We start from the raw sequence: 21,451 nt of genomic DNA on the forward strand, positions 1-21,451 counted from the left end.
AATATTCGCCACATCACACCAAGTGAAGGCACATCACGTAAACAAATTCATCGAATTCTACGTTCTAAGACCTCCATCAGGCCCTCGGGTTCCAAGCCTCCCGGCCGATCAAGATTTCGAAAACACTATCGCGCCATTTCTGCAATCCACCGTAATGGTGTCTTTTGCGCCGAAACGGCCTTCCAGTATCTCCTTTGCCAGTGGATTCTCGATTTGGGCCTGGATAGCCCTTTTCAGCGGCCGCGCACCAAAAACCGGATCAAAACCAGCCTGTGCAAGCTCTGAGAGCGCGGCCTCTGTCACTTCCAGCTTCATCTGCAGTTTTGCCAGCCTCGCCTCCAGGTATTGCAGCTGTATGCGCGCGATGGATTGTATGTGCTTGTCAGCCAGCGCGTGAAATACCACCACCTCATCAATGCGATTGATGAATTCGGGGCGGAAATACGCTTTCACTTCACCCATCACGGCCAGCTTGATCACCTGGTAATCATCACCCGCCATTTGCTGGATCATCTGCGAGCCGAGATTGGAAGTCATGACGATAACGGTATTCTTGAAATCGACCGTGCGGCCCTGCCCATCGGTCATGCGGCCGTCATCCAACACCTGTAGCAGGACGTTGAACACATCCGGATGGGCCTTCTCAACCTCGTCCAGCAGAATCACTGAATAAGGCTTGCGGCGCACCGCTTCAGTCAGGTAACCGCCTTCCTCGTAGCCTACATATCCCGGCGGCGCCCCAATCAGCCGCGCAACCGAGTGTTTCTCCATGAATTCCGACATATCAATGCGAACCAGATGATCTTCGGAATCGAACAGAAAACCAGCCAGCGCCTTGCATAATTCCGTTTTGCCCACGCCGGTCGGCCCCAGGAACAAAAAAGAACCATAAGGACGGTTGGGATCGGATAGCCCGGCACGGGAACGGCGAATAGCATCCGATACCAACCGGACCGCCTCATCCTGTCCGACAACCCGCTCATGCAGTTTCTGTTCCATTTGCAGGAGTTTTTCGCGTTCGCCCTGCATCATTTTTGAGACGGGGATGCCTGTGGCGCGGGAAACGACCTCGGCGATTTCCTCGGCGCCCACCTGGGTGCGAAGCAATTTCGGTCCTTTCGCCGCATCGGGTTGACCGGCCATATCGCCCTGCCGGGCCTGGGCGCTGAGTTGCGCCTGCAATTGCGCTTCCAGTTGCGGGATACGGCCGTACTGCAACTCCGACACTTTCTGCCAGTCTCCCTTGCGCGTCGCCGCCTCCATCTCCAGCTTGACCTTCTCCATCTCCTCCTTGATATGCTGAGACCCCTGTACCTGCGATTTTTCCGCCTTCCAGATTTCTTCCAGATCGGCGTATTCGCGCTCCAGTTTCGCGATTTCGTCTTCCAGCAAGCTCAGACGCCTCTGCGATGCCTCGTCCTTTTCCTTCCTGACCGCCTCGCGTTCAATCTTGAGCTGAATAACGCGCCGGTCGAGCCTGTCCATTACCTCCGGCTTGGAATCGATTTCCATGCGAATCCGCGCCGCGGCCTCATCGATCAGATCAATTGCTTTATCCGGCAGGAAGCGGTCGGTGATATAACGGTGAGACAATTCAGCGGCGGCTACAATAGCCGGATCGGTGATATCGACACCGTGATGCAGCTCATATTTTTCCTGCAACCCACGCAGAATGGCGATGGTGGCCTCCACGGTCGGCTCGTCCACCAATACTTTCTGGAAACGGCGCTCCAGCGCTGCGTCCTTCTCGACGTATTTGCGATATTCGTTCAACGTGGTCGCACCTACGCAATGCAACTCTCCGCGTGCGAGTGCCGGTTTGAGCATATTCCCCGCGTCAATGGCACCTTCCGCCTTGCCCGCTCCCACCATCGTGTGAAGTTCGTCGATAAAAACGATGACACTGCCTTCGTTCTGCGCAATTTCCTTCAAAACTGATTTAAGACGCTCCTCGAATTCCCCGCGATATTTGGCCCCGGCCAGCAGCGCTGCCATATCCAGCGAAAGGACCCGTTTGCCTTTGAGCGTTTCAGGTACTTCACCATTGATAATCCGCTGTGCCAGGCCTTCAACAATGGCCGTCTTGCCCACCCCCGGTTCCCCGATCAGAACAGGATTATTCTTGGTGCGCCGCTGCAGTACCTGGATGGTGCGGCGGATTTCATCATCGCGCCCTATCACCGGATCGAGCTTGCCCATGCGTGCCCGCTCGGTAAGATCGAGCGTATATTTTTTCAGGGCTTCGCGGCTACCCTCGGCTTCAGCATCCCCGATATTCTCGCCCCCACGCACCTCGCTGACGGCCTGTTCGAGTGCTGTGCGGTTCGCGCCGTGCTGCCTGAGAAGGTTGCCGGTTTCACCTTTATCCTGGAGCGCCGCCATCAGGAACATTTCCGACGCGATGAACTGGTCGCCCCGTTTCTGTGCCTCCTTATCCGCGACGTTGAGCAAATTTCCCAGCTCGCGCGAGGCATTGATTTCTCCCCCGGCTCCCTCCACCTTCGGGAAACGCTCAATCGCTTTCTTCAACGCGTCGCGCAGGGGCGGAACATTCGCGCCGGCGCGCTGCAACAGGGAAATCGTGCCACCATCCTCCTGCTGTAAAAGCGCGAGCAGCAAATGCTGGGGTTCAACATAAGGGTTGTCCTGGCCCACGGCAATACTCTGCGCGTCGGCCAGCGCCTGCTGAAACTTCGTGGTTAACTTGTCGAAACGCATGGCAATTCCTCTATGGGTTCTGTATGACCCTTATATGAGGGAGGCAACTGAATTTTCAAGATGGCGCGCCACACCTGTCCCTTCCATTGGAACGAAGAGACGTAAAAAAAGTAGGGCGTCAATAAGCGAAGCGCATTGCGCCGATGACGCGGTTCACAGCCCCTGCCATTCAAAGCGACCGTGTTTCCGGATAAGGATACAAGATATTGAGCGCTACGCTTTTACCCGCGGTTTCGACAATACGGACATGTTCGCGCTTCAATTGACGTGCGTGGCGCAAGCCGCAGGAGTAAGCAATCATGTCGATGTCCCTGTTCATATTCTTGGCGTAATTGGCGACCCGCTGGTACTTTTCCATCACCACCAGGCCGCGCTGCAAGCGCCGGCTATGGGTGGTGATACCGGTAGGGCAGGTATTGGTGTGGCAGCGCATGGCCTGGATACAGCCGAGTGAAAACATGAAACCGCGCGCGGTATTAACGAAATCCGCCCCCGCGCACAATGCCCACGCCGCTCGCGCCGATGTCACCAGCTTGCCGGCGGAGACCACACGTATGCGGTCCTTCAGATTGGATTCCAGTAGTGCATCCACCACCCGCGGCAGTGCTTCGGCAATCGGCAGGCTCATGTGATCGACCAGGGTCTGCGGCGCCGCACCGCTGCCGCCTTCACCGCCGTCAATGGTGAGAAAATCCGGTGCGTATTCAAGGCCCCGGCGGCTCACCGCCTCGCACAGATCATTGATAAAAGACCAGCCCCCAATAGCGGCCTTCACCCCCACCGGGCGTCCGGTAAGATCACGGATATAGGCGATATTGTCCAGCAACTCGTTCACATTACCGATGTCGTAGTGCCGGTTGGGGCTGATTGAATCATGATAAGCAGGGATACCCCGGATAGCGGCGATCTCTTCTGTCACCTTGGTTCCAAGCAGCAATCCGCCCTTGCCCGGTTTTGCGCCCTGGGAAAGCTTTATTTCAAACGCCTTGACCACTTTGGCGAGCTCCTTCGCCCGTTCCGGTGAAAAATTACCGTCATGATCGCGGATACCATACTTGGCCGTCCCGATTTGCATAACGAGGTCGCAACCGCCTTCCAGATGATAAGGCGAAAGCCCGCCCTCCCCGGTATTCAGCCAGCATCCCGCTTCCGCCGCGCCAAGCGACAATGCGCGCACCGCGGGCGCGGAGATCGCGCCATAGCTCATGCCGCTGATGTTGACGATGGACCTTGCATAAAAAGGATGCTCGCAATATCCCTCGCCGATAACCTGCAACGGGGTCGGCAGCCGGTCCCTTTCCAGTACCGGGAAGGCGACATTGACGAAAATGATCGAGCCAGGCTCACGCACGTCATTCGTGGAGCCAAACCCAACGATGCCGCCTTCGTTCTTTGCGTTCCTGTATACCCAGGATCGCGTAGCCCGATTAAAGGGCATTTCGTCCCGATCGCTGGAAAAGAAGTATTGCCGTAAATACTCCCCCTGTTTCTCCAGGAAAAATCGCAGGCGCCCGATAACGGGATAGTTGCGCAGGATTGAATGCTTCTTCTGGGTAATGTCCTTAATGAACCAGAACAAGATGGTTCCTGCCACGATCAAGCCCGCTATCGTGCCAAAGCCGTAGGAAAATACTTTCAGTACCTCAGACATTCCGCCTCCACTATTGCATTCAAGCTAAAATACTCCATTCATTCCGTAAACATAATAAAGATGTTTTACGACAATTTCATCGAACTGGAAACCGAGATCAAGAACAACGTCAGCCGGGCGCTAGCCGAAGATATGGGCGGGGGCGACCTTACGGCCAGCCTGATTCCGGTTGGCGAAAGCGCGGCCGCCACAGTCACCAGCCGTGAAGACGCGGTGTTATGCGGCACTCTCTGGTTCGACATCTGTTTTCGGCAACTGTCACCGCAAGCGGAAGTGAGCTGGCTGGCGCGAGATGGCGACAAAATAGCCGCCGGTCAGCGGCTCTGTGAAATAAGCGGACCCGCACGTGCACTGCTGACAGGAGAACGTACTGCGCTTAACTTCCTGCAGTTGCTGTCAGCGGTCGCTACGCAAACGAGTCGTTATGTGCATGCTGTGGCGACAACCGGTGCCATGATCGCGGATACCCGCAAAACTCTGCCAGGCCTCAGGGTGGCTCAAAAATATGCCGTCAGATGCGGGGGTGGCGTAAACCAGCGTCTGGGCTTATACGATGGCATACTGATCAAGGAGAATCACATCATGGCTGCCGGCGGCATTGGGCCTGCCCTGCGCGCCGCCCAAAAAATCGCCTCGCCCGGAGTATCCGTTCAGATTGAAGTGGAAACGCTGGATGATCTGCGCCAGGCGCTGGATGCCGGAGCCAAGTTGATTCTGCTGGATAACTTCGACCTGGGTGCATTACGCGAGGCGGTTGTATTGAACGCGCGACTGACCAACAGAGGGGCGATGCTGGAAGCCTCGGGTGGAATCACCCTTGATAATGTCCGCGCGGTAGCAAAAACCGGCGTGGATCGCATTTCCATCGGCAGCCTCACCAAGGATGTGAAGGCAATAGATTTGTCAATGCGGTTTTCTACAAAATCGTAGCTTGAAAACAGGCAAAAGGCGACGCGATGCGTAAAGTCGCTACAGGGTCGCCTGCTCCAAATGCCTCGCCGGATATCGCGCGTGGCTCTCAAATGCTGCTTTAGCACATCACTGTGAGTACTAGGCATGAGCCTGCTATCAACCAGTTTGATTGTCTCCTCATGACCCTGATCTTCGCCTGCATGTAACCGGTAATTCTTGCCCTCCCGAAAGATCCATATCAGATGGTGGCGCCTTTAAAGCTGCCGCACTTCCAGCGTTTTTGCGTCAGGCCAAAACGTGGGATCGGGTGACGGTGCGAAAATCCTCCGGTTGATGGATGCCGACAAACCGCATGAAGCCGCGTACGCGTTTTCGTAAGCGCCCAGGGTTTGCGGATTATCAATATTGGCGAACCATTCGATTGCGGGCACCTCGCTCAATTGGGCGATATTGAGCCGAGTTTTGAGGTTTTAGGATGAGCGAATTCATGAGTTAATTTCACAGTTGATAAAATATGTTATCAACTGTAAAAGACGGATACGGAAAACCCTTTACGGGGGAGCTTACGGGAGCACATCACTTGTCCTTGGCAAGATAGCCGGATTAATAGACTTACCGCTTCTTCGATTAATTCAAGCGTCTCTGCTGCCGCCGCTGGATGTGATCAATCAGAAAGTCGGTTATTCTTTCGAGATCGGTAAGGTCACGTTCCGAATAGCTCAGCCTTGCCGAGATTTGGCTTTCGGCTTTACAGGATTGTTGCCGGCAATGCGCGCCTTAAGGTACGCGTGAACCTCATCGACATCAAAGCCTTTGCCGGTACTTAACATTCCTTCCCGTGCTGCTTGAGCTTCAATTACGAAGCTGGCACGCGATTCAGCTGCCGTAGCTGCTCTTTCGTTTGCAATTGACCCTGAATCGCAGCATCTTACTCTCACACTGGCCGCTCATCTTCTTATTGGCACCTCCCCAAAAAATGACCTATTGCGGGAATGCCAGTTTGCAGCCCTTTCGTTTGCAATTTGCCGCCCTCGGAGGTGACAATTTACGCCCTCTGGTAACGTCCCTCTCACAGGGTGAATTGCAGAATTTTCAGATCCTGCGGTAGGGCGGGGCAGCAGTTGAAACGAATCCACATCTATTGGAGCTATTGGAAAGGCCGAATCCTCTGGAACCGTCCATGTCTCCAGCTTACCCCCAAAACTTCCGCAGTCTGATTTTCCAACGACCACTTGGAAACGAGTTTCTGGATTGGGAGGGTGAAAGATAGCAAGTAATTCTATGGTAAAAGGGTCAGAGTAAGCCATGAATAGAGGAGTGCCTCTCGGTCTCGGGATGGCAACATAAAATATTTGAAATGATCTGGTGCCATAGAAAAGGTGAAAAGTGGCTTGCGTCGTCGGGTTAAGCAAAGGAACCGTAACGCCAGGATAGTCACGATAGTGAATGCCCCAGCTTCTCCGGAAATCGGTAGGTGAATCTTGCGATGCAATTCCTTCACTAGAAAATATTACATCGTAAAAAAAATGAAGCTCCCTTCCATCTTCTGTATGTTTCGGTGAATAAAAGGGCATGGATGAACGATGGCAGTCTAGAGCGACATTTCTGTATTTCGGTGTCTCTAGCACGGATCCATCCTGAAAAGCATACAGCGAGAACTCCGTTAGAAGATTAACAACAATACCCATTCTATAATTCTGTGGAGTAGCCGGAAGAGGAATGCCTTCCGGGCTGTCATCGTGTACGACGTTTACTGCCCATTCCCACCAGGGGAAATCTATAAATATATTATTTTGAAGTTCGGCTAACATTGGTGGGCAGTGTAGTGGTTCTCCCCCCCCCCGAGGATACCTGATATCATGAATAATCTCCTGCCTACCACTCAGGTCAATATAAACTCCCATACCTTAACCGTTTAAACCTTTTTGCATTCCGGTTACTGGGTCATACTCTACCTCAACAGCTACTACCTGATCTGTAGGTAAAATTTCTACCCATTGGTCAAAAATTTCAAAATGACCCGAGGTTTGTAATTTAAAACCTCCCTGGAGAGGATAAAAACCATGTTCATAAACCTTATCAATAGGAGTTGAGGAAACCTTATTGTCATCATTTATTTCCTCATTTTTAGGATGTAATTCCACCTTGTTACCTGCCGCATGTTTTTCCCTTACTTTTTCTGCAAGTATAGTTAGTGCTTCCCAAATTGTTTTTCCTTGTAATTCTTCCTCATCTCCCGTGTAAAAATCATTTTCAGTTAAACCCTCCCCACTTTCTGTATGTTTAAGCCAGTTTAAGGCAGCTTGTTCTTTACCAGGACGAATTGGAATTACTGCCTTAACCCATGGAGCATTCAAAAAGGCATTCCTTAAATTATCGCCATCAAGCTGCAATAACCAACCTAAAGAGCTTCCCAACTTTGCCGGTTCCGATTCTTCAGTAATATTGTAATTTGAATCCCTTATTGCCCCTCCCCAGGAAGCGAATGATCTATTTAATGTAGATAAAAATCCCGAAGAAAAACTCTGAGTAGTCAATTTAGGTTTCCACCAGTCGGGTGCTACAAAATAAAGCATTTTGTCGATATCGAATATAGAGTTGATTAATTCAGCGATGATGTGCTGGGTCGAAGTGCTCGTACTATAATCAGGGCTGTTTGTGCTTTCTATCAAGGATTTAATTAAATTTCTATAAACAATGATCCTTTCCTCTTCCCTTAATTCCTCAAACTTCCTGCTCTCGATTCTGCTTGCAAAATTTACCCTTTCTTTTAATCCGTCAACAAATGCCTGTTTAGTTAATTGATCAACTTTATTGTCGTAGGCTGTAATGGCAGCATCATTAGCAGATATTATCTTTTGTTTCAACGCCTTAGATGGCATCCAGGAAGCTTTAAAGCTTACTGGAATTTCATTCTGATTGTTAAAATTCACCATCTCTAACTGGATGGTTATATTGTTGTCCTCAGAAATTTGAATAACGGAGAGATCGCAAAGGTTATTATTTGTAGAGACTACATATATCTTGTTTAACAGATAATCTGTTTGTGGAGGGTTTATAGAATAATTTTGTATGTGCTTAATCCTGTCATTACCCACATAGGTATCTCCCGACTGATCCTCTTCAACGCCATTAATGTATGTGCGATCTTTTCTTAATCCAAATTCGTTAGGATCTGCATTAATAGGCTCAAATCTAATTTGAAGGGTAACATCAGAAAACAATTCCGCAGGCATTGGAGCAATTTCTGCCGGAGCAATGCTATCTAAATCTGCGGGTGCAGCTAAATGGATGAGATTTGCGAGCCCTAGCCCCAATCCTGGGTTATCCACATAAGTTTGCCAACACAGGTAAGTCCCGATGTCCTGTACCTGAACCCCCACCTGACGCATCTTTCTTCTTAGCTCATAATTGATCAAGTTATTAGTTGAATTTTTGAGCGTATATTTTTTTGAAGAGGTAGCGGTCTCTTCCGAAACACTCTTAAAAGTAGATTTGAAGTTCTTTTTAATTTCTGAAGATAATTTTTCAGTCTGCTCCCGCATTCTCTTATGAGAGGTTTCTTTGGAAATTTCCTGCGTAGTATTAAAATCTAAGCTTCCTGTAGCATTGGCACTGCCAGTAGCCCAAGATTGATTTACTGATGCTGTAAAACCCAATTTCAAATCTTGTTTATTGTTTTCCTGAACTGCCTCAGATATTTCATCCTTTTCCGTTAGACTGCTTTCAGATTTAATTATCGTCTCAGATGCCTGCTCTAAAGTTTTCTCTATTACGGTTTTTCTTGTATGGATTTCTATAAGCACTGCTTCTGCCCCCGGGCTTAACCAGATATGCTCCACTGCAGGACCGAGAAAGGTTTCAAATTCAAAGAAGTATTGCCTGAAGAGATGCACTATTCCAACTGGTGACAGAGAAATTTTATGTAAATCTTTTTGGGGATCAAAAAAATCTAAAGGGTCATTTAAACGATCCGAAGGAGTGAAGATTGGTTTTTTGGGGGTTTTAAATATTTTATAGAGTGAATCAAAAGCTTTTTGTGAGGCCAGGAAAACAAGTAGGCCTGCGACTTTGGATTCATAATTCAGGATCTTTCCATATTTTTCCTGAAGCATTTGCTGACGTAAATTATGATTACCCAAGAACTTGCAGTCTTGTGTAAAGGCTGACCTTAATGTATTACTTAATTCCTGCTCCAATAAAATATCGATATTTTCTTTATTGATAACACTTTCCCAATCGGAGGTTTCATTAAAAGATTTAACTTTATCGGCTAAAGCATTTAATAATAGGCTTCCATATCCATAATTTTCCTTGCTCAAATTACTGTCAATACTGCCCGCTTTCCATTCCCTCAGATTAATACTGCAAGTAGCAAGATCTAGATCATAATTCGTGGAAGATTGGATCTGATCTAGGGATTTGTTAAAACTCTTTATCCTTTCATCTTGAATGCCCGCATTGAATTTAGCTTTTTTTCTTTCTGACTTCCATCCGAGCAAGGGCTGGTAAACCCCAAAAATTTCGCTTGAATAAGGTAAGCTTCCGACAAATTTATCTTTGATTTTCATATTTAAAAAAGATAAGTTTTATAAATAAAAAATCCGATGAAGAAAAGAAGCTAATTAAAAAATTCACTTCATTATCATTACGGCGCTCAGGAAAAACGGTATCTAATTCAAAGATTATTAAATGAAATTGATATAACTAAACATTTTCTTTAGGTATTTTTTATAGCATATTTATAGAAAACCGCACTAAGCCCCTTTGGAGTTGCCCCTATTAAACCGGATAGGATGCGGTTAGTAATTGGCTGCCCTTGATCCGCTTGGATCGATTTCAGCAGGGTACCCAGGAACAGGCCCGCCAAGTAGGATTAGTGACGTCTGGTCCGACAGACCCTGTTCCCCAAAGATGATCGCTTTCCGTCGAGCCTGTAGCGTCACCTAAGTAGTAAGCGCCCGCCCAGATTTCTCCTGGCTGTATCTCCTGCGCAGTGCGAAACCACGACTGGATAATCGTTGAGCCGGCCTTCGCATATTGGGCCAAACGTTGCCCTTCCTCTTCGTTATCGAAAGTTACCTGGCCATACCCCATCAATATATGTAATCCATCAAACGCATTCCGCCACCTTTCAAGTACATTCCCGCCACTCCCAACCACATCATCTTGTAGCGGCCCACAAGCGGCAACCACGGCCCATTCAAGATTCTTGGTACCCCAAAGATCAGGGGCACCAGCGGTTTCCGTAAAATGTAGAAAAGTATCATCGGGTGCAGCAAATACCCACCCGTCACTGTTCGCATGTCCTGTGTAGAAAACAAAATCAACTGCATCGACCCACTCGTCATTAAATTCGCGCCAATCTGATTCCCATGCGTTCGCGTCGCCCCAATTGAAACGGATACTCCATCCCGCCGCGGCTAATTCATCAACAAAACCCTGCGCATTGTTCTGACTCCCCGCCAGACCGCCCGATAGGCCTATCCAGGAAGTACCCGCAGAATAAAAACCTAAAAGATTGCCAAGTTCCTTCAGTTTGATTACGGGGAAATTGGGATTGAGTATGAGGGGGCCGTTGAGGGATTCAATGGTAAATACATCGGTAAACTTCAGGCCGGCTTGTCGAAGCAAGCGACGGTTTATTGCAATGCCCGGGGGAAGCGGCCGGCCGGGCACTGGTTGGAAGTCAGCGGGCAGCGGGCGTATGAAAGGCCTTGCATTCTGAGTTCTCGTGGGTTGCAATGGCTGCGATGCAGGAACAGTTACTTCCGTTGCAGGAATAATTATTTTCCGTAATGGAACACGATTGCCTTCGAAGTCAGCAACCGCGCTGTACACATAAACCGGATAGAGGAGATTCTGCTCTGAAAATGCAGGTGCCGCGAAATAAGCGAGTTCGGATGAAAACTCGGCAATCTTCATGGAAGCGGTCATTGCTCGAAATGTCTGGTCGGCTTTTGTTTGCTCCACAACTTCCTGCAACTCCGGCTCGCCAGTCACCGGACGCCAAACGCCCCGAAGCCCCAGAAGTCGCCCGCCTTCGCCAAATGCAACGCCGAACCGGCCCCCTCCGCCAACTAAGGGGAGAACTTTACCACCTACCCCAAATTCGCTAACATCGATCTCAACATCCATTAAAATTGTGATGTCTTCCTGAAACACTTGCCGATCCATCATATTCTTTGTGGCAATAACGGTCGTTGTCCCGCTCGTCCGGGTTTTCAACCGGAAGGGACCGGTCAGTTGCGGTAAGACTCCGTACTTGGTAAGTAGCCCATAACTTGATCGTTCGGCATCGGCAGCACTTATAAGCTCTCGTTTTTTCGAATTGACACCGGCAAACCGCCATAATCGACTTAAGTCCGCCGCCCAAACACCGCCTCGAGCAACATCAATCTCAATGCTTCCGCTCTTGCTGGTCAGCTCAATTCGAGTACCCCGCTCAAGCATTTCATAATCTGCTCTGGGAAAGAGAAGCTTGCCGAGATCGTGAATGTGCTCCGCGGGAGCGACAGTGCTGGCTACTGGGAATATTGGAAGTTTCATTGCATTCCTCCTTTTCAATAATCATTTATCAGACTAAAGGGGGTTCAGCAGTCCAAGCGAAAAGCAACGCCTAAAGTCCCCAGGTCTCTCTCCCCCCTCTGCTGTTTGGTCATTGATTTCTAGTCGCGCAAAAACTATGGACATCTTGTTTTTAAGTAGCTGATATGTGCCGCATACGCTGCAGTAGGTCTATTCCAGCCTGCTGGCGTCGCCGCTGAGGGCATCGTTTTGTCAGCTGCCTGGCGTAGGATTCCACAGTAACGGGGGGTGGGCTCAGCAATTTCATGGCAGCCAGAGCAGGCGCCTGCTCCCAGCTCGCTAAATGCAGGCGGATTTGCCCAGGTCGATTGGCCAATAGGTGTATATCGTACGCTGGGATCTCGGTTAGTCGGACTGCCGAGAGGAGTGTGTGGATGAACAACAAACGCATTAAAGCCACGATGACACTCGGTGCAATTTTCAGCTAAATTTGAGCCATCTTTTAGTTGATTTATCTGTAGCCGAATCCCTCGGCCCGTGATTCTTCTCCCCGTTGTAGCGTTGAGATTGTCCCAGAAGCATGCTTTACCGGTCGTCTGGCTTTGGCAGATGATCCCTAAAAGGCCAACGGAACCGCTTGTATTTGTACGCGGCAAGGCATAGCACAATCCTGCGTTTCCAGGCGCCACATAAGTCCAAACCTCACTATTCGGGTTAGAAGGAGAACCGGCGAAAGCGTATTCGGATGGCAAGGTCCCCCGGTTTACCCATCCACTATCCGGCCAGTTGGGGGGAATTGGGACCGAGTTTGATCTGCAAGTCCTCATGTAGCCCGTTTCTACAAAGTTATCTATGCGCAGACTTCCTAGTAGTGCAGCCAGAATCCTGGGGTCAATGTAATTGTTGAGATACCTACTAAAATCAATATCTAAGTTTCTTAAGTCCAACTGAAGGAAGTCAAGTGATCTCTCATGGATGAGATCAAAACGCCATTGATATGCAAGCTTCTCGTCAGGCAGGGCCACATCAATTCCCTTCTGAATGAGTAAGCTTTTGGTTAAAATGCGTTGGTCATCAGAGAACTTGAACCCGGATAACACCTTTTTGACATAGCTTTTTTCCAGGGGTGGCTTTGTTTTTCTATGTTGTTTATAGGGCTTAGCATCCGATTCTTCAGTACTCACTTCAGGCATGGCGGTAAGGCTTTGGATCATCGAATCCTGCAGCTGCTCGATGACCGCTTTGCTCAGCTTGATTTCCCGGAACTGCCTATCGAGCAGAAGCCCGTGATAAGCGTGTGCTATATCGAAGTAGGTAATCTTTTCTAGATTAATAGTACTTCCGTTGTCAGGTCCAGCAGGTTGCGTAGTTGTTTTCATTACGCAAGAAGAAATCAATCCCAAACCGATTATGCAGAAAAAAATAAAGGTTTTCGTGTGCCGATACATTTTCGTTCTTTTTCCTTGCCACATTTTTTACCTCCATCTATTTAATCCCCCCGACGACGTGGGGAGTCTGCTCCAGAATATGCAGAAAAGATTAACCTTACCGTTATTCATAGCAGGGAAAGGCTTCATGTCAATCTTGAGCAACATGGAGAAGGGCATAAAGAATATACAAAACCGTCTTTCTGGTTTTTATGGCTGCTTTTCTGGGAGCTGAGTTGTAACCCTTTCACGGTAGTTGAGATTTCACAAGACCACTCGCCGCAAAACGGACAAAACTGCGAAAGAGTTTGGGATAAGTCTAGGTTGTAATGATGGTACAGCTCTCGATGGATTCTCCCGTATCGGTAATTAGCCTTTATATGGCCGGATCTCATCTCTCGTTAGGGCTAGCCCTAGTGATAGATCATTTACCCCCCTAAAAGCCTATCACTAGACACATTTTTGACTTCTGATCGGACCTCTATCACATCATCTTTAATCCGTGTGAGAAAAAATGATCATTGGCTACGTAAGAACTTCAACTATCGATCAAACGACCGGTTTCGAGGCACAGCTCAAGGAACTCGAAGGTATCAAGTGTCAAAAAATCTTCCGGGAATAGACTCATCGCTTGGCGTTCGTACACAGCTAGAAACGGCACTGGAGTTCATGCGGGAAAGCCGACATCGAACGAGGTCCTTTCACGTCCTATATCCTCACGAAATAGCGACAAATCTCGCCTCCGATGGCACGCCCTGGTTGTTCACGACAAAGAGCATGTAAAACCCGGGCGGGGCAATATTGCCATTGGCTGGAGCGGCGGTTTCAAGGGTGGTTGCCGTGCGCGAGTTGATGGGCAGCTTGATGTAGCGCTGCCCCGCGTCGGTATGGTGCGTAACGGAAATGGGCGCAATCAGCGCGACGCTGCCAATATTTGCTGCCTGCGGCGTTTCGACCGAGAAAGTAGTGCCGTAGGTCACGCTTGGCGGTGCGGTCGAAATGACAGGACGTGCCCCCAGGCTCAGGTAGCCGGGCGAATACAACTCCAGGGTGTGCTGATCGGGATCAGCCGTGCCGGGCGCGACTCCTCCGGCGGCAAGAATCCTGCCGTCCGGCAGGAGAATACATACCGAATGATACTGGCGCGGGAAGTTCAGGGAAGCGCCGGGTGTCCATTCATCCGTATCCGGGTTGTAGGTTTCGACCGGAAGCACGGGCGTGGGGGACCATTTTTGACCATTGCTGTGGCCGCCAATGATGAGTATCCGGCCGGTGGGCAGTGCCACCGCGTTGACATTGGTTCGTCCGACATTCATGTCGGCAATGCGCTGCCAGGATGATCCTCCCACGCCGCCGCTGAATTCGATCACTTCGGCGGTAGCATTGTTGCGCGCCGTGGCCGGGCCGGATACGCCGCCGCCGAAGATGTACAGGCGGGTTCGCTCCGGTGAGGCAGTCGTGTCGATTGTGAGCAGACTCATGCCCTCCTGCCGGTCGTAGAATTGCTCCTGCCCATAATCGGTCCAGTTGCCGCTGGTTGGCCCGGTCAAGGTCAGGTAAGCAGTTTGCGTTCCTGTCGCGCCCGCCCACCCTGCGCGGGTGTAGAAGATTTCTCCTGATGGCAACAGGTGTAGGCCGGGATAAAGCTCCTCAAAGGTCCGATCCGCTCCTGTTACCGGAGCCCAGCTTGTGCCATCGTAGACCTCGGCTTCCGCCGCAATGGGATGGCCACCGGAAAAGGCCAGCACACGTCCATCACTCAGGCTGACCGCCGTCGGGTACCAGCGGGCATGAGCCATGCTGGCCGTTGCCGAGAATGCACCGGCATCCGGATTGGTCGTGTCCGGCGTGAAGATGAAGCAGCGGTTATTGGTGTGCCCCGCACCGTTGGTATCGCCGCCTACCACGAGCAGACGGCCGTCTGGCAGGAATATGTGGCCGGAACAGAAAAAATCTTCCGGAAGGGTAATGACACCCGGCATGATCTGTCTCGTTGTCGGGTCCCAGATGCGGCCTTCCAGGGGATAGTTTCTTTCCGCCGCTCCCGAAAAGAGCAGTACGTGGCCTGTATGCAGCAGCGCGCCATGAACCGTGAAGATGGGTGAGGAGTCCAGCAGTTCCCAGGAGTCCTCGCCATCGCCCCCGCAAGGGTGGTGACCCACCTCGGGGCATTCGTGCATGCGTACGTTTGGCAGCTGATAGCAGATCCGCTTCACCTCTTCCTCGCTTAACTCCACTTCCTGGGTGGCGCGCAATATCGCCGCCATGCCTTCCATCATGTGCATCTCGACGTGGCAGTGAATCAGGAAATCGCCCTGCAACTGGTATCTTTTGCATTCTCTCCGCCGATCCGGATAGGCGCTGTCGCATTCCCCGGAATGCTCATGCGAATGTTCGTGCTGGCCTCCGGAATGGGAAGATGGGTCGGATGCCTCAGATTCTAAACGGGAAGGGTGGGAATGGGTGTGTGCCCTGGCTCCTGCGGCATGCGCAGCGCCGATACGAGCCGGTTGAGCACGGCCTCCATGCTGATTCTCCTCTTCTTCCGCGCCGTGCACAGGTTCATGGCCGGGCCGGTTCTGGCCATTCTCACGCGGCTTGCAGCAGCAATCCAGTGGAAGGGGTTCGAGAATGACGGGCGGCACGATCGTATCGGCGACGAAGGATTCAGCAGGGCCGAGCGAGCGAGTGTCAACCCACTCCGTCCCCCAACGCCAGCGCTGCCCGTGCAGATGGAAATTGTGCCATACCATGCTCATGTCCAGGTTGAACACATACCAGCGTATGCGCTTGCCGGACTCTGCGACGATTGTAGGTGTATTCCCCACGAAGGTGCGGCCATTGATGGCATAGGACTCCAGCCCCGCTCCCGCACGCTCGGTCACGGTATGCGGTTGGTTGCCAGCATGGTTCCAGGTGACCTCCGCCCCTACTCCAACCGTAACGTCATCCAGTTCAAAACGGGCGGGTGTATCGAGGATATTGATGGTTGCTGTGAGAGGGCCTGCCGCCGTGACCCGCACTCGTCCCTGCATTGGATGAAAACGGCAGTAGTATTCAAAGGTGCCTTCCTCATTAAAGACGTGTGCGAAGGTATCGCCGGGGTTGAGGGTATCGCTGTCGAAGGCTGCTTCAGCAATATCGACATTCGCGGTAAGGCGGTGAAAGAAAATGGGAACTTCGAGGTCCACCTTCTCGCAATGGGGATCACGGACGATAATGCCGCCGAAGAGCCCGCGCTTGACGACCTCCTCGATATGCATATGGTGGTCATGAAAAGGCCAGCAGCCAATCGTATCTTCCCTGGCATCGAAGATATAACACCACTGCTCGCTGGGGCAAATGGCATCGCTGCGGTTGGGACCCTCATATTCCTGCACGCCAAAGGGCCACGAGCCGTCCGAGTCGATGCCATAGTGCAGGCCATGGACGTGCAGGCTGTGCGGCTCGATGTCGCCGTTGAGCACATGCACGTAGAGCCTTTCGCCAGGCTGTGTATAAATCACCGCTCCCGGAATACGCCGCTCCACCCGCGGCTCATTGGCATCGGCGGCAATGAGCGGATCGTCCTTGAGTATGGTATAGGCTCCATCGAGGTATTCCCGGTAGACAAGGGCGTTGAGCGTGCGCCGATCCACCTCTGCCTCGGGAATGATGGCATCCTCGTGCCCCATGTTCCTCATGCAGTCGAGACGGTGCTTGTGATGTTCCGCGTCGTCTGGCGCGACCGGGCTGTAATTGGGTATTTCCTCGATTTTTATGTATATGTGTCTCGTTTGCATGGCCCCCGTCTCCTGTCAGTTCGACCATAACCCGATGCCTCATGATTAAAAATAGCGGGTATCCAAGGGAATGCAAGGAGAAACAATTCAACGCAGAAGTAGCAGGAACAGGAAATGGAAAATTTTTTGCGAGTTCGAAATAAATTTTTATTACTCAGGGCTTCCCCTTAGCCGGCGCTCGCCCTGATTTATTTCCTGGACGCAACTTGCCTTCAGCTTTTCAAAGACTTCGTTTATGGATATATAACGGGAAAAGGTCACGCGTAGACGCGATTTCCTCACGTGATTATCCGGAAGGAGCCAGAATCCCCAAGGGGTGTCATTAATCAGCGTTTCCTTAGTTATTTCAGCTTAAAGACGCTGTAGTCTCGGGGCTTGGCTTCACCTTGAAATTATCCGGTCCCGGAAGTGAGGGGGTTTTCCTTTTCTATTCCTTAATTTGATTTCGGGTATGGGTTGGTAGCCTCCATGAACCAGACCCTTGGACACCTATTAAGTAGGGTCATCCAGAGTGTGCAAGTTCCACGCTTGGGAGTTAAACTAAAAAGGAGAATAACGTGACTACCGCTCATGACAATTTTGTATATTTTGATATAAACGGCATGAAAGCTTTCAGTTTTACAGAAACAAGCCATTCGATAACTGCGGAGCAACCGTACCACGGCGTTACATCTGGCATAAAAATGGAGGATGGCCATGATCAAGCCTACATTCTGGTTAATGCCGGGAGAAAAAAATCGGCTGCCGTCGCAGACTGGTTTAAATCGGCAACCGGCAATGGCCAGACCGTAGTCTGTGATAGCGCTGGAACTTATCCCAATGAACTGAACTTTGCCGTGCAAGGCACCATGAAGATCACGAACCAGTCCAACCAGGTGATAGTCGTTGACAATTTTATTGTCGCCCAGGGACATTTTGCCATGACCAATAACTGGTGGATCTCAAGCCCCACTATGCAGGGTATTCACGTATCCATCTCAGGGGCGGCTACGCAAGTGTGTTTCGTGGAAAACAGCGTTATACCGGTAATAGCGACTTTTAGCCCGAAGACGCCCTGCGTCAATCATTTCAGCATCGGCATATAAAACCAGGACGATTTTCCGGAGCGCAGCCCAATCGTGCGGAACACGGGTTAACCCAGTTACATGATTACTGCTCTTCGTCCTGATGTATCCTGGATGCAGCCGCCCTCCGGCCCAACGTCCTTCGCTTGCTGGCGCCCTACCCTTTACTGCCGTTTATATCGGCTCGGATGACAGTTGAGCAAGCGTCGCAGGATCGGGTTCTCCGTTAAAGTATTTCTGGAGGCAAGCGTTGAAAACCTTGTTGTCAGCGGCGACCTGCGCAAACAAAGTCATCGAAGAGCGGAATTTCAAGTGGTCGGGGTAGCCGAAAATATCGTCGATTGAACGGCCATTGATGGCAGCAACGAGTTGGCTGCATTCACGCAAGCGGGATCCGAGAACCGGGTGTTCAAGATACGAGGCAGCTTCCTCTCGCGAAGAGATTGCAAACAATTGCGCCATATTGCTCCGGCCCAAACCCTTTAACTGTGGGAAAATAAACCACATCCAATGGCTTCGTTTGCTGCCACTGCCCAGTTCCCGGCGTACGTTTTCGTAAATCGGTCGCTGGGCATCCGCGAAGCGCTGGAGATTGTAGGGATCGCCCATATCCATCTCAAATCATCGAACGGTTCCAGCCCGGAGTCCAAAACCCTATCAATTGCCGCCCCTATCATAAGCAAGAGAAGTCATGAGAAAATGGCGAGCTAACTGTTTCAGCTCCGGTTGCACACGCTCCACCCGCAGCCAGGCGTCTTCGCTATGGCAAGCGCGTATATACGTTGTAGCACAGCAATCGGCGCCCATACGTTCCCGCTTTCCATTCATGGTTTATAATCGGAACATCTTCCGAAGTTATCCAGTCACCCCGGCGAACTGGCACTGCACTTTCTTTGGTCTGCTTGGGTCCCGTAAATTTCCGATACAGACCTGAAACATCCGCATTTCATCCTGAAGGAGACCGGATGCACTCGAAAATAACATCGGCAACTACCGAAACGGATTTATTTTCACTGTTTATTTACCGTACTCCATGACCTGGTCTGCTTACCTCCCCGGCTGGCCGCTCGAGGTCAGCCCGGCCCTCTGGCTTGCGCTTACGCTCGTTGTCGCGGTGCTGGTAGGAGAGGTGCTCGTCCGCCACCTGAAATTGCCGCGTATTGTCGGCTATATCGGCATCGGCCTATTGCTGGGTCCCGGCGGACTGGCCTTGATTCCGCAAGTGCCTGCAACCGAATGGCGGCTGGTGGTTGACCTGGCGCTCGGTATTCTTTTATTCGAGCTGGGAAGCAAGGTAAATCTGCGCTGGCTTAAAGCCAATCCATGGATTGCCGCCACCAGCTTGCTGGAAGCGAGCGCAACTTTTGTGGTCGTGTTCTGGCTATTGAAATGGTTTGATGTCCCGGCCATCACCGCAGCCGTTGTGGCCACAATTGTGATCGCTACCTCGCCCGCTATTGTCGTGCGCACCGTAACCGAGTCACGTGCCCAGGGTCAGGTTACCGACCGGCTCATGCTCATGACGGCGCTCAACTGCAGCTATGCGGTTATTTTCCACAAATTTGCAGTCGCGGCAATGTATGGCGAGACCGGCGCCAGCTTAATCCATACCGTGATGCCGCCGCTCTACGTCCTTGGCGGTTCGGCTTTACTGGCAGTGCTGTTCGGTGTGACCTTCGAGCGCCTCCATCACCACCTGGGACATCACGAAGAAACATTCTCTTTCGTCCTGTTCGGCATGATAGCCTTCGCGACCATCATGGCTGCAACGCTCAAGCTTAGCCCCATCCTCGTACTTCTGGCGGCCGGCCTCATTACACGTTATCGCAGGAAGCGCACCCACACCTTCCCGCCCCATTTTGGTTCGGCAGGCGCGGTCCTCGTGGTGTTGATGTTTATTGCCAATGGGCTCGCGGGCGACCTCGGCGGGTTCGGCTATAGCCTACTTCTGGTCTTGCTGCTTATTACGGTGCGCGCCATCGCCAAGCTCCTGGCGGTGCTGGCGCTGGCGAATCAGAGCGGTATCGGCTTGCGGCAGGCCACAGCCCTGGGACTGGCGCTTATACCCATGTCGAGCGTGCCCCTTCTGCTGACGATGGATACCGCCACGGCCTTCCCCGCCTTTGGCTCGGGACTGGGGCTCGTGCTGATGAGCTGTATCGTAATACTTGAACTCGCCGGACCCATCGTGGTTCAAATGGCCCTGAAGATAACCGGGGAAACGCCGGATAAAAAAATATGAGCCTGATGCCCTTCGCCTCCTCTCGGCCCCTGAGCATCGGAGTGGAGCTAGAATTGCAGTTACTCAGCTGTAATGACTACAACCTGTCTTCCTCTGCGCCGGATATATTGCGCCGTGTTGAAAAACGCGCTCATCCCGGCGAGATAAAACCCGAAATGACCCGTAGCATGATCGAAATCAACACTTCGGTGCAACAGGAATATGGAGGGTTGATCAAAGAGCTGAGTGCCTTGCGTGATGTTGTTTCCGATACAGGTCGCTTTCTCAATGTCGCTATTGCGGGCGGCGGCACCCATCCGTTCCAGCACTGGAGCGAACAGAAGATTTTCGATGCGCCGCGCTTTCACCACTTGTCGGAGCTTTACGGCTACCTGGCCAAACAGTTCACGATATTCGGGCAGCATGTCCATATCGGTTGTACCGGGCCGGATGAGGCGCTTCATCTGATGCATATGCTGTCGCGCTATGTCCCCCACTTCATCGCCCTGTCGGCAAGCTCTCCTTTCGTGCAGGGACATGACACAGGATTTGCCTCGGCGCGCCTGAATTCGGTATTTTCCTTCCCCTTGAGCGGGCGCGCGCCCTTCGTCTTGCGCTGGGATGAATTCGAGCGGTTCTTTGGAAAGATGGCCGGCACCCGCGTGGTTGAATCAATGAAAGATTTCTATTGGGATATTCGTCCCAAACCAGAATTCGGCACGATCGAAGTCAGAGTATGTGATACACCGCTTACTGTTGAAATTGCCGCTGCCATTGCCTGCTACATTCAGGCAATGTCCCGTTACATCATGGTAGAGCAGCGCATCGAACCCGAAGAGGACGACTACCTGGTTTATACATTCAACCGTTTCCAGGCCTGCCGTTTCGGCCTTGAAGGCGTGTTCATCGATCCCCGGACCCACGAACAACGCAGTATTCGCGAAGACATAACGGATATGCTGGCGCGCATTTCCGACCATGCCCAGGAATTGCACGCGGTAGAGGCGATGGAGCGTATTCGCGATATTCTTATCGCGGGCAACGGCGCAAGCTGGTTGCGCCACGCTTATGCGCGTGAGCACAATCTAGCCGATGTGATGCAGCTACAGGCAGAGTTGTGGATGGGAAAATGAGATTGTTTAATGGGA

The 21,451-nt window shown here is 51.4% G+C and carries 13 protein-coding genes; 4 read left to right on the forward strand and 9 right to left on the reverse strand.

Annotated elements, in window-relative coordinates; translation table 11 throughout:
• Positions 1-108: 108 nt before the first annotated feature.
• Together clpB and BMZ14_RS04025 are read right to left on the reverse strand one after the other, a co-directional pair.
• Complete coding sequence (gene clpB / locus BMZ14_RS04020; RefSeq protein WP_074794926.1) at positions 109-2,718, reverse strand: ATP-dependent chaperone ClpB; 2,610 nt, start codon at positions 2,716-2,718, stop codon at positions 109-111.
• Between the two features lie 169 nt (positions 2,719-2,887).
• Positions 2,888-4,369 carry an FMN-binding glutamate synthase family protein gene (locus BMZ14_RS04025; RefSeq protein WP_074794928.1) on the reverse strand — a complete coding sequence of 494 codons (1,482 nt, stop codon included), beginning with the start codon at positions 4,367-4,369 and terminating at the stop codon, positions 2,888-2,890.
• Between the two features lie 60 nt (positions 4,370-4,429).
• On the opposite strand from BMZ14_RS04025, the gene nadC reads away from it, so the two are divergent.
• A complete protein-coding gene (nadC, locus tag BMZ14_RS04030) occupies positions 4,430-5,299 on the forward strand; it encodes a carboxylating nicotinate-nucleotide diphosphorylase (protein WP_074794929.1) in 870 nt (289 codons plus the stop codon).
• Between the two features lie 236 nt (positions 5,300-5,535).
• Here nadC and BMZ14_RS15020 read toward each other — a convergent pair whose 3' ends face one another.
• From BMZ14_RS15020 to BMZ14_RS04060, 6 genes are all read right to left on the reverse strand, one after another.
• Positions 5,536-5,721, reverse strand: coding sequence for a hypothetical protein (locus BMZ14_RS15020; protein ID WP_074794931.1), 186 nt, complete (start codon positions 5,719-5,721; stop codon positions 5,536-5,538).
• A 507-nt stretch (positions 5,722-6,228) separates the two neighbouring features.
• On the reverse strand, positions 6,229-7,185 hold the full coding sequence (locus BMZ14_RS14730; protein WP_218144970.1) for a hypothetical protein: 957 nt from the start codon (positions 7,183-7,185) through the stop codon (positions 6,229-6,231).
• Positions 7,186-7,188: 3 nt separating this feature from the next.
• The gene (locus tag BMZ14_RS04040) at positions 7,189-9,852 is read right to left on the reverse strand and encodes a hypothetical protein (RefSeq protein WP_074794932.1); all 2,664 of its coding nucleotides are present in this window, start codon (positions 9,850-9,852) and stop codon (positions 7,189-7,191) included.
• Between the two features lie 268 nt (positions 9,853-10,120).
• Positions 10,121-11,830: a DUF6345 domain-containing protein gene (locus BMZ14_RS04045; RefSeq protein ID WP_074794934.1), complete on the reverse strand. Its 1,710-nt coding sequence runs from the start codon at positions 11,828-11,830 to the stop codon at positions 10,121-10,123.
• Between the two features lie 134 nt (positions 11,831-11,964).
• Entirely contained in the window at positions 11,965-13,281 is a 1,317-nt protein-coding gene (locus BMZ14_RS04050) for a hypothetical protein (RefSeq protein WP_143071878.1), read from the reverse strand.
• Positions 13,282-13,952: 671 nt separating this feature from the next.
• Positions 13,953-17,018, reverse strand: coding sequence for a galactose oxidase-like domain-containing protein (locus BMZ14_RS04060; protein WP_074794938.1), 3,066 nt, complete (start codon positions 17,016-17,018; stop codon positions 13,953-13,955).
• Positions 17,019-17,575: 557 nt separating this feature from the next.
• Here BMZ14_RS04060 and BMZ14_RS04065 point away from each other — a divergent pair.
• The gene (locus BMZ14_RS04065) at positions 17,576-18,103 is read left to right on the forward strand and encodes a hypothetical protein (RefSeq protein ID WP_074794940.1); all 528 of its coding nucleotides are present in this window, start codon (positions 17,576-17,578) and stop codon (positions 18,101-18,103) included.
• Positions 18,104-18,256: 153 nt separating this feature from the next.
• Here the strand turns inward: BMZ14_RS04065 and BMZ14_RS04070 are convergent, their stop codons facing one another.
• Entirely contained in the window at positions 18,257-18,691 is a 435-nt protein-coding gene (locus tag BMZ14_RS04070; protein ID WP_074794941.1) for a DUF1810 domain-containing protein, read from the reverse strand.
• A 424-nt stretch (positions 18,692-19,115) separates the two neighbouring features.
• Here BMZ14_RS04070 and BMZ14_RS04075 point away from each other — a divergent pair, with 424 nt between their 5' ends.
• Complete coding sequence (locus tag BMZ14_RS04075; RefSeq protein ID WP_074794943.1) at positions 19,116-20,324, forward strand: cation:proton antiporter; 1,209 nt, start codon at positions 19,116-19,118, stop codon at positions 20,322-20,324.
• Positions 20,321-21,436, forward strand: a complete 1,116-nt coding sequence (locus BMZ14_RS04080) for a YbdK family carboxylate-amine ligase (protein ID WP_074794944.1) — start codon at positions 20,321-20,323, stop codon at positions 21,434-21,436. The genes BMZ14_RS04075 and BMZ14_RS04080 overlap by 4 nt, the downstream gene beginning before the upstream one ends.
• Positions 21,437-21,451 lie beyond the last annotated feature (15 nt).

It is taken from the genome of Nitrosospira briensis, assembly GCF_900115125.1.
Taxonomy (GTDB): domain Bacteria; phylum Pseudomonadota; class Gammaproteobacteria; order Burkholderiales; family Nitrosomonadaceae; genus Nitrosospira; species Nitrosospira briensis_A.